The organism is Burkholderia seminalis, assembly GCF_001718535.1.
Taxonomy (GTDB): Bacteria; Pseudomonadota; Gammaproteobacteria; order Burkholderiales; family Burkholderiaceae; genus Burkholderia; species Burkholderia seminalis.
In genome coordinates this window covers 2,364,967-2,377,850 of record NZ_CP013400.1, presented here as the reverse complement: position 1 = coordinate 2,377,850, position 12,884 = coordinate 2,364,967, and the positions used below count along the sequence as shown (strand labels likewise).

General features: G+C 67.5%; 11 protein-coding genes. 6 read left to right on the top strand and 5 right to left on the bottom strand.

The genetic code is table 11. From position 1 onward, the window contains the following. Positions 1-33: 33 nt before the first annotated feature. Positions 34-879 carry an AraC family transcriptional regulator gene (locus tag WJ12_RS31155; protein ID WP_034186159.1) on the bottom strand — a complete coding sequence of 282 codons (846 nt, stop codon included), beginning with the start codon at positions 877-879 and terminating at the stop codon, positions 34-36. Between the two features lie 73 nt (positions 880-952). Further along, the gene (locus WJ12_RS31150) at positions 953-1,870 is read right to left on the bottom strand and encodes an AraC family transcriptional regulator (RefSeq protein WP_069245984.1); all 918 of its coding nucleotides are present in this window, start codon (positions 1,868-1,870) and stop codon (positions 953-955) included. A gap of 101 nt (positions 1,871-1,971) precedes the next feature. On the opposite strand from WJ12_RS31150, the gene WJ12_RS31145 reads away from it, so the two are divergent. Then, positions 1,972-2,721, top strand: coding sequence for an SDR family oxidoreductase (locus WJ12_RS31145; protein ID WP_034186161.1), 750 nt, complete (start codon positions 1,972-1,974; stop codon positions 2,719-2,721). A gap of 72 nt (positions 2,722-2,793) precedes the next feature. Here the strand turns inward: WJ12_RS31145 and WJ12_RS31140 are convergent, their stop codons facing one another. Further along, positions 2,794-4,095, bottom strand: a complete 1,302-nt coding sequence (locus WJ12_RS31140) for an aspartate aminotransferase family protein (RefSeq protein WP_059556872.1) — start codon at positions 4,093-4,095, stop codon at positions 2,794-2,796. A 78-nt stretch (positions 4,096-4,173) separates the two neighbouring features. Here WJ12_RS31140 and WJ12_RS31135 point away from each other — a divergent pair, with 78 nt between their 5' ends. From WJ12_RS31135 to WJ12_RS31125, 3 genes are all read left to right on the top strand, one after another. Continuing rightward, on the top strand, positions 4,174-5,058 hold the full coding sequence (locus WJ12_RS31135; RefSeq protein WP_208606521.1) for a LysR family transcriptional regulator: 885 nt from the start codon (positions 4,174-4,176) through the stop codon (positions 5,056-5,058). A 299-nt stretch (positions 5,059-5,357) separates the two neighbouring features. Then, a complete protein-coding gene (locus WJ12_RS31130) occupies positions 5,358-6,665 on the top strand; it encodes a dicarboxylate/amino acid:cation symporter (protein WP_069245982.1) in 1,308 nt (435 codons plus the stop codon). A gap of 679 nt (positions 6,666-7,344) precedes the next feature. After that, positions 7,345-8,658: a right-handed parallel beta-helix repeat-containing protein gene (locus WJ12_RS31125; protein ID WP_034186165.1), complete on the top strand. Its 1,314-nt coding sequence runs from the start codon at positions 7,345-7,347 to the stop codon at positions 8,656-8,658. A gap of 14 nt (positions 8,659-8,672) precedes the next feature. Here the strand turns inward: WJ12_RS31125 and WJ12_RS31120 are convergent, their stop codons facing one another. Further along, complete coding sequence (locus tag WJ12_RS31120; protein ID WP_226103933.1) at positions 8,673-9,497, bottom strand: response regulator; 825 nt, start codon at positions 9,495-9,497, stop codon at positions 8,673-8,675. Between the two features lie 196 nt (positions 9,498-9,693). Here WJ12_RS31120 and WJ12_RS31115 point away from each other — a divergent pair, with 196 nt between their 5' ends. Next, a complete protein-coding gene (locus WJ12_RS31115; protein WP_080287718.1) occupies positions 9,694-10,083 on the top strand; it encodes a flagellar transcriptional regulator FlhD in 390 nt (129 codons plus the stop codon). Continuing rightward, entirely contained in the window at positions 10,080-10,712 is a 633-nt protein-coding gene (flhC, locus tag WJ12_RS31110) for a flagellar transcriptional regulator FlhC (protein WP_059556870.1), read from the top strand. Before WJ12_RS31115 ends, flhC begins: the two co-directional genes overlap by 4 nt. Here flhC and WJ12_RS31105 read toward each other — a convergent pair. Beyond that, positions 10,709-12,535 carry an ATP-binding response regulator gene (locus WJ12_RS31105; RefSeq protein WP_059556869.1) on the bottom strand — a complete coding sequence of 609 codons (1,827 nt, stop codon included), beginning with the start codon at positions 12,533-12,535 and terminating at the stop codon, positions 10,709-10,711. The two genes, flhC and WJ12_RS31105, sit on opposite strands and share 4 nt — an antisense overlap. Positions 12,536-12,884: the final 349 nt, after the last annotated feature.

Sequence of the window (12,884 nt, the reverse complement as noted above, 5' to 3'; positions counted from 1 at the left end):
GTTGGAGCGTCCATGATCGGATGCCGCGCGCGATCAGTCTGGAACGTTTGTGCAGAGTTGCCGGTACGCGGCCGGCGTGATCCGGTACGCGCGGCGGAACCAGCGGCCCAGATGGCTCTGGTCGGCAAACCCGACGTCCGCGGCCGCTTGCGCGGGCGTGCGGCCGGCCGCCAGCAGCCGGCGCGCGGCGCGCAGCCGCAGGCGGACGAGGTAGGCGTGCGGCGACGTGCCGAAGGCGCGCTGGAACATCCGCGTCAGCCGGAACCGGTCGATGCCGGCGACGCCCGCCAGTTCATCGAGGCCGATATTGCCGTCCATGTGTGCATGCAGCAGGTCGCGCACGCGGGCGATCGCGGGCGGCACGACGCCGCTTTCCAGCGCGGGCGGCCCGCGCAGTTCGCCGCCGAGCCGCGTCAGCAGGCGGTCGAGCGTCTGGTCGCGGGCGAGCCGGCCTTCGTTGTCGTGGATCGCGAAGAATGCATTGCGGATCGCGTCGACGAGGCTGCGGTCGTCGACGAGCGTATGGTCGAACGTGGCTTCGACGCCGCCGAGGCCCGGCAGGTCCAGCCGGCGCGCGGCGCGCTCGACCCACGCTTGCGGCAGGTACAGCATGCCGTAGGTGAAGCCGCCGGCCTCGGGCGCGTGGCCGTCGTGCATCGCGCCCGGCTCGATCAGGATCGCGCGGCCCGGCACGCTGGTATGCAGCGACCGGTGGCACTGGAAGCGCTGCACGCCCTGTTCGGTGAAGCCGACCAGCATGTCGTCGTGATCGTGCGCGTCGTACGCGTGGCCGTTGAAATGCGCGTGCAGGCTTTCGATGCCGGTTTCCGCATCGCGCCGTGCGACGAGCCAGTGGTCGGTCGTGGCGGTTGTCGTCATCGGATGCCTCGCGCGTGGTCGTTGCGTGACGGATAGTGTACGCAGGTCGCGGGATGGCGGCGGCGGGCGCGGCTCATGCGTCGTTCGCCGCCGCCTGTGCTTCACGCGCATATTGGGCGGGCGGCCGGCCGACGTGCCGCGTGAAGGCGACGCTGAACGTGCTGGCCGAGCTGTAGCCGACGCGCCCCGCGACCTCCGCGATGCGGCCCTCGTTGCGGCGGAGCAGGTCCTTCGCGAGCGCCATGCGCCACGTCAGCAGGTATTCCATCGGCGCGACGCCGACCGCGCGGCTGAAGCGTTCGAAGAACGTCGAGCGCGACAGCGCGGCTTCCTTCGCGAGTTCGACGATCGTCCACGGGTGCGCGGGGCGTTCGTGCATCTGGCGGAGTGCCGCGGCCAGGCGGTTGTCGGCAAGGCCGCGCACGAGGCCCGGCGACGCGTTCGTGCCGGACGTGAAGCGCAGCGCCTCGATCAGCAACACTTCGAGCAGGCGCGCGAGCACGATCTCGCGGGCAGGCCGCTGCGCGCGCGATTCGTCGCGCACCAGTTGCACGAGCGTGGTCAGCCGCGGTTCGCCGCGCACGTGCACGAAGCGGGGCAGCAGCGACACCAGCAGCGAGGCGTCGGGCGAACCGAAGCTGCAGTTGCCCGCCATCATCCGCGTGTCGACCGGGTTGGCCGGATCGCCGATCCGGTATTCGCCGTGCTCGAGCGCGACGGGCGGTGCGGTCTCGACGCCCGGCGCCGGCGGTTCGAGGCTGGACATCGCGACGCCGTGCGCGGCCGGAATCAGCATGAAATCGCCGGACAGCAGCTCGATCGGCGCATGCCCGTCGATCGCGATCCGGCACCCGCCGTCGAGGATCGCGCAGTAGAACGGCTCGCCGGCGACCGTGCGGCTGATCGCCCACGGGCTCGCGCCGCGCACGTACTTCGAGTACCGCGCGCCCGGTTGCAGCAGCGTCACGACTTCGGTCAGCGGGTCGATCATCGCCGGACTCTCGCAAATGAAAAGCGGATTTTAGATTGTAGCGAATACGGATCCAGCCATCTATCGTACGAACACCTGCCCCACCCATCACAGGAGTTTGCATGAAGACCGTATTGATCACCGGCTGTTCCTCCGGCTTCGGCCTCGAGATCGCGCGCCATTTCCTGGCCCGCGACTGGCGGGTCGTCGCGACGATGCGCACGCCGCGCGAGGACGTGCTGCCGCCGTCGGCTAACCTGCGCGTGCTGCCGCTCGACGTGACGAACGCGGACAGCATCCGCGCCGCGATCGACGCGGCCGGCCCGATCGACGTACTCGTCAACAACGCCGGCTTCGGCGCGGCCGCACCGGCCGAACTGACGCCGCTCGACACGGTGCGCGCGCTGTTCGAGACCAACACGATCGGCACGATCGCGCTCACGCAGGCCGTGCTGCCGCAGTTTCGCCAGCGCGGCGCCGGCGTGGTCGTGAACGTCACGTCGAGCGTCACGCTGAAGGCGCTGCCGCTGGTCAGCGCTTACCGCGCGAGCAAGGCGGCGGTCAATGCGTTCACCGAATCGATGGCGGTCGAACTTGCGCCGTTCGGCGTGCGCACGCATCTCGTGCTGCCGGGCCGTGCGCCCGACACGCGTTTCGGCGACAACGCACGCGCGAACATGCACGGTTTCGAGCACGAGGCGTATGCGGAATTCGTCGGGAAGGCCGTCGCGCGGATGCTCGATGCGACGGGGCCGATCACCCATGCGCAGGATGTCGCCGAAGCCGTATGGCGTGCGGCGACCGATCCGTCGAGCCCGCTGCACATGCCGGCCGGTGCCGATGCGCACGCGTGGGCGGCGGAAGCAGGCTGATCGATCGGGCGGGCGTCCGTCGTGCCGGTCGGGCAACCCGGCACGACGGTTCGTGCGAGGCGGGGACGCGCGTTACAGCGCGCGCGTGATCGCCTGCTCCAGCAGCGACAGGCCGAGGTCGATCTCCGCCTCGCTGACGGTCAGCGGCGGCGCGATCCGGAACACGCCGCCCATGCCGGGCAGCTGCACGATGTTCATGCTGAGCCCGAGGTTCATGCACTCGCGCGTGATTTTCGCGCCGAGCCCGTCCGCCGGCTCCTTCGTGCGGCGATCCTTGACGATCTCGACGCCGAGCAGCAGCCCGCGCCCGCGCACGTCGCCGATGCAGTCGAACCGCTCCATCAGGTCGAGCAGTCCGCGCCGGAGCCGGTCGCCCATCGTGTTGGCGCGCGCGACGAGCCCGTCGCGCTGCACCACGTCGAGCACGCGCAGGCCGACGGCCGCCGGCAGCGGGTCGGATACGTGCGTCGTGTAGAACAGGTAGCCGAGTGCGTGCGCACGCTCCTCGATGGCCGCGGACGTGACGATCGCCGCGAGCGGCAGGCCCGCGCCGAGCGTCTTCGACAGCGTCAGGATGTCGGGCGTCACGCCGTCGCGCTGGCACGCGAACATCGTGCCGGTGCGGCCGACGCCCGTCTGCGCCTCGTCGAGGATCAGCAGCATCCCGCGCTGCTCGCACTTGCGCTTGAGCGCCGCCATATAGCCTTCGGGCAGCTCGATGATCCCACCCGAGCTGAGGATCGGCTCCGCGATGAACGCGGCGAGGTTGCCGCTCGACTGGCGGTCGATCAGGTCGAATGCGTAGTCGAGTTCGGCGAGCGGGTCGTACGCGCCGTTGCGCTCGAAGCGCGGCCGGTACGCGAACGGCGCCGGAATCGCGAACGACCCGACCGACGCCGGGCCGACACCCTTGCGGCCCGCGCTGTACGTGGCCGACGCGGCCGCGCCCGTCATCCCGTGCCAAGACTGCGCGAAGCCGACGATCTCGTACTTGCCGGTGACGAGCTTCGCCATCCGGATCGCCGCTTCGTTCGATTCCGCGCCGGTGCTGAGCAGCAGCGCGCGGTCGAGCCCGGGCGGCGTGACGTCGGCGAGGCGCGTCGCGAGATCGACGACCGGCCGCGACAGCATGCCGCTGAACAGGTGGTCGAGCTTGCCCGCGTAGTCGCTGATCACCGACACGATCTCCGGATGGCAGTGGCCGAGCACCGCGCTCATCTGGCCCGACGTGAAATCGAGGATCGCGCGGCCGTCGGCGTCGTAGACGAAGCTGCCTTTCGCGCGCTCGATGATCATCGGCTCGAACGTGCCGCCGTAGCGGACCAGGTGCTGCCTGGCGTTGCGCCAGAAGGTTGCGTCGTCGTTCAGGGACATCGGGCGTCTCCGCGCAAAAGGGCTGGGATCGCTTGCAGTCTAGGCGCGCGTCTGGTTTGATGGAAACGAATAGTTCTTATGCAAGGTAGAAAAGGAGCTAATACCTTGGGACTTTCGCTTGAAATCGACCTGCTGCGGTCGTTCGTCGTGATCGCCGAGGTGCGCGCGCTCAGCCGCGCGGCGGCGCGCGTCGGCCGGACCCAGTCCGCGCTCAGCCAGCAGATGAAGCGGCTCGAGGAAGTCGTCGACCAGCCGCTGTTCCAGCGCACCGGCCGCGGCGTGGTGCTGACGCATCCGGGCGAGCGGCTGCTCGTGCACGCGCAGCGCATCTTGCGGCTGCACGACGAGGCGATGGCCGACCTGTGCGGCACGGGGTTGTCGGGGTCGATCCGGTTCGGGTGCCCGGACGATTACGCGGCGGTCTGGCTGCCGTCGCTGCTGCGGCAGTTTTCGAGCCAGCATCCGCAGGCGATCGTCGAGGTCGTGTGCGGGCCGACGCCGCGGTTGCTCGAACAGCTGGAGAAACGCGCGGTCGATCTCGCGATGATTTCGCTGCCGGACGACGGCGTGCACGCCGACATCATTCGCCGCGAGCAACTCGTGTGGATCGGTTATCCGGGGCTGGAGCCCGAGCATTTCGATCCGCTGCCGCTCGCGCTGTCCGATCGCGACACGCTCGATCACATCGCGGCGTGCGACGCGCTGGATCGCGTCGGCCGCGATTACCGCGTCGCGTATGCGAGCAGCAGCCTCGCGGGGTTGATCGCGCTGGTGCGCTCGGGGCAGGCGTTCGCGGTGATGACGCAGACGGCCGTGCCGGCCGACCTCGCGATCGTCGTCGGCGGCCCGCGGCTGCCGCCGCTGCCGGCTGTCGGCATTACGCTGAAGTTCGACCGGAAACGGCCGTCGCATCTGACGGCAGCGTTTGCCGAGCACATCCGGAATGCGTTGCCGCTGTTGTGACGCGCGATGTCCGCGGGTTTTCGAGAATGGATTTCCGGATCGATTCGGTCCGTCTGCGGATGGATTGTCAATGAATGTCAGCGCGCCTTGTGCGCCGGAATATGAAACGGGAGGATCGGGTATCCGGCGAAGCAGGCGGTGCCTTCCACGCAGGTACGGAAGCGATCTGTAAGGCGCCGGTGCGACCGGCCCGATTCGGCGGAGACGGATCGAAGCGCCCCCGTGGCGCTGGATCGCGGCGGGTCGGCCAATCAATTTCGACGAGGTTCACTCGTTCCTGATGAAAAGGAATCCTTATCATGAAGAGAAGGGGAGGTGCGGCCGTCTGGATCCTGGCCGCCATGGTGATGGGGATCATCATCGGCTACATGATTTACACCAATTTTCCGGACAAGAAGGCCGCGACCGAGATCGCTGGTTATATCTCGCTGGTGTCCGACGTGTTCCTGCGCCTGATCAAGATGGTGATCGGCCCGCTGGTGTTTTCGACACTGGTGGTCGGCATCGCGCACATGGGCGATGCGGCGTCGGTCGGACGCGTGTTCACGAAGGCGCTGGGCTGGTTCGTGACGGCGTCGCTGCTGTCGCTGCTGCTCGGCCTGCTGATGTCGAACCTCCTGCGGCCCGGCGAGAACCTCGGCCTGCCGCTGCCCGATATCGGCGCGACGGCGAATCTCGCGACGGCGAAGTTCACGCTGAAGGACTTCATCGGGCACATGGTGCCGAAATCCTTCGCGGAATCGATGGCCAACAACGAGATCCTGCAGATCGTCGTGTTCTCGATGTTCTGCGGGGTGGCGCTGGCTTCGCTCGGCGAACGGGCCGCGGCGCTCGTGGCCGTGATCGAACAGACGTCGCACATGATGCTGAAGATCACCGGCTACGTGATGAAGCTCGCGCCGCTCGCGGTGATGGCCGCGATGGCGGCGACGGTCGCGGTCAACGGCCTGTCGATCCTGTACAAGTTCGCCGTGTTCATGGCCGACTTCTACCTGAGCCTGACGTTGCTCTGGACCTTGCTGGTGCTGGCCGGGCTGCTGTTCATCGGCCCGCGCGTATTCAAGCTGCTGGTGCTGATCAAGGAAGCGTTCATGCTGTCGTTCGCGACCGCGAGCTCGGAGGCCGCTTATCCGAAGATCCTCGACGCGCTCGACCGTTTCGGCGTGAAGCGCAAGATCTCGAGCTTCGTGATGCCGCTGGGCTACTCGTTCAATCTCGACGGCTCGATGATGTACTGCACGTTCGCGTCGCTGTTCATCGCGCAAGCCTACGGCATTCACCTGTCGCTCGGCACGCAGGTGTCGATGCTGCTCGTGCTGATGCTGACCTCGAAGGGCATGGCGGGCGTGCCGCGCGCATCGCTCGTCGTGATCGCGGCGACGCTGCACCAGTTCAACATCCCGGAAGCCGGCCTGCTGCTGATCCTCGGTGTCGACACGTTTCTCGACATGGGGCGCTCGGCCACCAATGCGGTCGGCAACTCGATCGCCAGTGCGGTGGTGGCCAAGTGGGAGGGCGAACTGCTGTCGGAGAGCGATGCGCAGGCGCACGCCGCGCTCATGGACGCGGAACTGGCCGCGTCGAACAAGCAGACCGTCGGCGCCTGAGCGGCCGTGTCATCTTCCGCGCGCAGACGCCGAATCATGCGTCTGCGCACGTCGTCCGTGTCCGGTCCCGTGCGGGATCGGCAAGTCTGAATTAAAACGCAGTCCTGAATATCAGGCACATCCCCCGCGTCTGATACCCGCACCTGCCCGATCGGGATTTCGATCCCGGTTGCGGCCCGTCCCCTCTCTCCCGACGTTCCGCTCGATGCCGCACCACGCACGCGTGCCGGCCTGACGAGTCGTACGCCGTCTCGTTCTCCGTGGCGATACAGGCTCGGGACCCGTCCTACGACGGTCGCGGGGCTTCTGTCGGATTTACGCGCGCCGACGGCGAAATAGACTTCCAATCGAGCGACATGATCGTACGGGACGGAACACGAAGCCGACCGGCCCGCGTCGCTCGCGCAAGCGCTTCGGCATGTCGCCCGACGGTCGCACGCTGCCGGCACCGTCGACGTCGACCGCTCTTGGGGGAGCGGCCCGCCTGTATCGGCAGACGAGGGGCAATCGCCTGACACGGGCGTTGCCCGACTGTTTCCGGACCGGATCCGGACCAAATCGTTACGCCCAGAGGGTCGACACACGTCGTGCCGGTGCGCCGGCCGACCGTCGATGCCGTGCGACCGGATGCCGTCGCATCGTGCGCCGCGTCGGGCGAATGCCTATCGAGGGGGTCATCATGACCAGGTCATTTCGTATCGTCGGCGCCGCGGTTGTCGCATGGGCGTGCGCCGTTGCCAGCTTTCCGGTTCAGGTTTGCGCCGCGACGCTCACGGAGTACACGGCGCCGCGCCATGCCGCGCGGGCGCGTCCGGCGGTACGGGCCGTGCCGGCGGCCGTGACGGTCCGGGCGGCAAGCGACGGCAGCGACCAGACCGATGCGTTGCAGGCCGCGCTCAACGCGTTGCAGGCCGGACAGACGCTGATCCTCGCGCCGGGACGCTACACGGTCAGCCGCTCGTTGTCGGTGGCGACGTCGGGCGTCGTGGTGTCGGGCTACGGCGCGACGCTCGTCGCGACCAACCCGTCCGACCAGACGATCGTGATGAGCGGCGCCGGCTCGACGCTGGTGGGCGTGACGCTGGTCGGTACCGGCACCACGCGGCTCACGACGCCGGCGTCGACCAAGGTCGAGGTGACGGGCACGGGTGTCCAGGTGCTCGGCGTGACGATCCAGGGCGGCGCCAGCGCCGGGATCTTCGTGTTCGGCGGCAGCAACGTCGCGATCGTCGGCAATACGGTGAGCGCCACGCTGGCCGACGGCATCCATACGACCTACGGCTCGACCAACGTGCTCGTGCAGAACAATACGGTGAAGGGGACCGGCGACGACCTGATCGCCGTCGTCAGCTATCTGGGAGACGGCCGCGTCAGCAGCAACGTGCTGATCGATCGCAACACCGTGTCGGGAAACGCGTGGGGGCGCGGTATTGCGGTGGTCGGCGGGCAGGCCGTGACGATCTCGAACAACACGGTCGACGGCGTGCAGAAGGCGGCGGGCATCCTGCTGGCGCAAGAGGACAGCTGGAAGACCTACGGCGTGTCGAACGTCGTGATCGACGGCAACGTGGTGACCAACGTCCAGAATTCGACCGTGAACAACGGGTTGCAGCCGACGCAGCAGGCGGCGCTCGAACTGGACACGTGGTCGGGCACGGTGTCGACCGTGACGGTCACGCGCAATCGCGTGACGGGATCGGGCTATGCGGGATTCCGGGCGCTGGGCAACGTATGCGACTTCGAGGTCGCGGGCAACACGTTCGCAGCGATCGCGGGTAGCGCGGTGTCGTTGCTGTCGAGCGGATGCACGGCCAGCCGGATCGTCGCCAGCGGCAATACGCTGGATGGCGTCGCACTGGTGCCGCCGGTCGGCGCATCGTCGTCGGGCACGATCGCGGCTGCGGGCGCGGCGACGACGGCGATGCCGCAGGTGCGCACCGGCCTGATGCAGTCGTCGGGCAGTGCGGCGCCGGCGGCCGGCGCCGCACGATGACGTCGCGACGACGATCAGAGGAGCCCCAGGCGCTGGCCCGCGGCCGCGGCCTGGGTGCGATTGCGCACGTGCAATGCCTTGAAGATGGCGGTGATATGAGCTTTCACGGTTTTCTCGGACAGGCCGAGCCGGTCGGCGATGAGCTTGTTCGGCACGCCTTCCGCGATCAGGCGCAGCACGTCGAGCTGGCGCAACGTCAGGCGCGGGCTGTCGGGTTCGTGCGCGGACGGCGGGTCGCGATGCGCCGATTGCATGTCGAGCAGCAGCGGCGGCACGTACCGCTCGCCGTTCATCACCATCTTGATGGCCGACAGCAGCGTGTGCGCGGTGGCGGACTTGGGGACGTAGCCGAGCGCGCCGTGCGTGAATGCCGCGCGTACGTCCTGCGGGTCCTCGGACGAAGACAGCACGATGATCGGCAACTCGGGCCGCAGCTGCGTGATCCCGTCAATCGCGGCGAAACCGTCCATGCCGCTCATTTTCAGATCCAGGACGATGACGTCGAGGTCGGTGTGCAGCTCGAGCAGCCGCAACGCGTCGTCGGCGTTGCCCGCCTGAATGTCGATCATCCCGCCATTGTCCTGGCGCAACAACGTCGCCACGCCGTCTCGCAGAACCGGATGATCATCGACAATGAGTATTTTCATGAAAATAAAAATAAAGTCGGAGGCAGATCTCTTTCGCTCATAGGGAATCCGGGGTTTTCGAAAAGTCTTAATACTTTGGTCGTATGCGACGCCGTTTTTCCATGGGCTAACGTCGGATTTACATCCGGTCAAGCGTGTTTGACACTGAATCGTCGCGGTTTTCGGTGCGCTGGGACGCACAACGAGCGTCACGAAGATCGCGATGGCAAGGGCTCGGGCAAGCTGCGGAAGCCGAGAGTTTTCGGGGTGCGATCGAACCCGGGTGCAGACTATACGATAAAAAGAACCGAACGTGCCAATACGGGGTGCGCTGATTATTTCAATTGATTGCCTTCTGAAAATCAGGCAATTGACGCCGAGGCGGGCGATTCACACCGTAAAACCAGACATGTTCCTTTGCACGGATTTGACGGACGTCTCCATCGGCCTGATTCGATATCAATCAAGGTGCAATATGGAAACTATCAATGAAGAGGATTTAATTCGCGACCTGAACATGTCTTATCTGTGGCTGGCGCAGCGGTTGCTGCGGACGGATCGTGCGACCGGCATGTTTCGTCTCGGCGCGACGCCGGATATGGCGGAGGCACTGGAAAGCCTGTCGATGCGATCGATGCTGAACCTGGCATCGTCGGGCCAATTGATCTGCGTGCTGCGACTGAGCCGCCGCGATACGGTGGACGCGCTCGCGCGGCACGCGCCGTCGGACGAAGTCGCGCCGCTGCACGTCGCGCTGGCGTTCTCCAGTATGGGGGCGTTCGACCAGGATATGCCGTGAACGGCGCCGCCGATGCCGCGCATGCGGCGAGTCTTGCCGATCACGCGCGGCTCGTGCTCGATGCCGTCACGCTGATCCGGCTCGGTGCGCGCCCGCAGATGCTCGAGATCGAGCTGGCGCTGCCGCACGAGCGCCTGGTCCGCCTGTATCGCGAGGTGCGCGGCGTGGCGCCGCCAAAGGGCCTGCTGCCGTTTTCCAGCGACTGGTACATGACCTGGATGGCCAACATCCATGCGTCGCTGTTCCACAACATCTACCGCTTCCTGCGGATCGACGCGCGGTGTTCGCGACTCGACGCGCTGGTGAAGGCGTACGGGCTGTATGCGGGGCGATGCCGTGCCGCGCACTGCGATCCGCTGCTCGACCTGACGCGCGCGTGGATGCTGGTGCGCTTCGTCGACGGCGGCGTGCTGTCGACGGCGCGCTGCGTCCGGTGCCATGCCGCATTCGTGATCCATCGCCACGACCTGCGCCCCAATCGCGTCTGTGTCGCCTGCCGGCCGCCGGCACGGGCCGGCAAGCGCGCCGGCCACGTGAAGCCGGAGCCGTCCGCCGGAAGCGCGTGCGGCACGAACGCGCGGATCCGGCTTGACCCGGCAAGCGCCGGCGGACACGCGCGGTGCCGCTAGATCGCGACGCCGCGGGCGTCCGCGTCGGCCATCGAGCGCCGCCGCGCACCGGCGGCGACGAGATGACCGACCGCCGTGCGCAGTTTGCCGTTCGGCAGCGGGCGGTGCAGCAGAACCAGCCCGCGCGCATGCGCCGCGGCTCGTTGTTCGTCGGTCGTATCGCCGCTGATCAGCAAGGCGGGCACGGCGGCGTCGAGCGCCCGGCGCAGCCGCTCGATGACCGCGATGCCGTTTTCACCGCGCGGCGGCAGGTAATCGCAGATCAGCAGGTCGGGTTGCCGCGCGCCGGCCGACAGCCGGTCGAGCGCCTCCTTGCCCGAGCGTACCGCGATCGTCTCGTAGCCCCACGTCGCCAGCAGTGCGGACAACCCGGTGCGGGTCGCGCGATTGCCGTCGATCACGACGACGCGCCCTGTCGTGCCGGGCACGTCGTCGTGACCGGCGATCGGCAGGTCGAGCGGATCGGGCGGGCAGGCGGCAAGCGCGATCGCGACTTCGAAGCACGAACCGCGGCCGGGCGTCGAGTGCACGGCCAGCCGGCCATCGAGCAGGGCGGCCAGCCGCCGCACGATCGCGAGCCCGAGCCCGAAGCCTTTCTCGTGATCGCGTTCGGCATTGCCGACCTGGTAGTACTCGTGGAACACGAGCTTCTGCAGGTGATCGGGAATCCCGCAGCCCGTGTCCCAGACCTGGATCGCGAGGCGGGTGCCGCGGCGCCGGCAGCCGACGACGATTCTTCCGCGCGCGGTGTAGCGCACCGCGTTGGAGACGAGATTGCGCACGATGCGTTCGACCAGCAGCGGATCCGATTGCACCACCGCGCGGCACGGCACGCGCGACAGCGCGACGCCTTTCGCTTGCGCGTCGAGCAGGCAGTCGTTGCACACGTATTCGAGCACCGCGTCGACGGCAAACGGCCGGCGCTGCACGTCGACGCTGCCGGCGTCGAGCCGCGAAAGATCGAGCAGCGCGCCGAAGAGCCGGCTGAGCGCGTCGGACGAGCGCTCGATGCGCTCGACGAGCTGGCGCCCGTCCGGCGGCATCGGGATGCCGTGCAGCGCGCCGATCAGCAGATTCAGCGCATGCGCGGACTGGCGCAGGTCGTGGCTGGCCGCCGCGAGGAATTGCGATTTGGCGAGATTGGCCTGGTCGGCGATGTGTCGCTGGCAGTCGAGGTCGACGGCGAGTCGTTCGATCCGTGCGTTCTGCGCCTGCAGATCGACTGCGTACCGTTCGGCCTTGAAGCGCAGGCGGATGTTCCGCGTGGCCGCGCGGTTCGCCAGCAGCCCGAGATAGCCGATCACGCCGGCGATCAGCAGCATCATCGGCGCGGTCGTGCGCTGGAGCGCGTTCGTCGACAGGAGCGCGGCGCCGATATACGGGAGGGTGGCCGGCAACAGAAAGGCGATGAACGCCGGAAAGTACGTGCCGAGTACCGGGATGGCACCGGCCACGACGCCGGTCGTCGCGATGACCACGAGGCTCGCGATTTCGAAATCCGCGTGCGCCGCGAGATGAATCGACGCCCATCCCCAGCCCATGCCGGTGGCCGTGCTGAAGGCGGAGAGCCCCAGCGCCCAGCACTGCCAGCGGCTCGCGGACGACGGCGATCGCCGATACAGACGCGACAGCACGATCTGGCCGGTCGAGCACACGGCGATGTAGAGCGGCCACGCAAGGCCCGATGCGGGGGCAGGACGGCCGAGCCAGCCGATCGAAAGGGTCGCGAAGAGGGCAAGCAGCGTGCTGCCGACGGCGTAGGGCATCACGACGTCGTAGACGATCCTGACCTGTTCCGAGGCAATCCGGTCTCGCGACTGCATATGCGTCCACCAAGATCGCTGCGCACGGCAGCGGGGCGTATCGGCGCGCCCGGCACAGACGCGTATTCCCGTTACATCAGCATAGTCGTTGCGGTGTCGAAATACGCGGTATTTTTTGACGTAATCTGAAAGTTACTCAGGACTGCAGATGTAATTGAGAATCGCCGGTTTGGATTCGAACGGGGTTGCATTGGATTGTGCCTCGGCAGTGCGCAATCGGTTACATGCGGCAGCGCAGCGGCCGCGCCGGCATGGCTGGAGCACCCGACATTTTCACGGAGAAATCGTCGTTGCCACGGACGGCGCCGCCTGCCGAGCGCATGCGGCGTGGGAATGGGCCGCCGTTGCC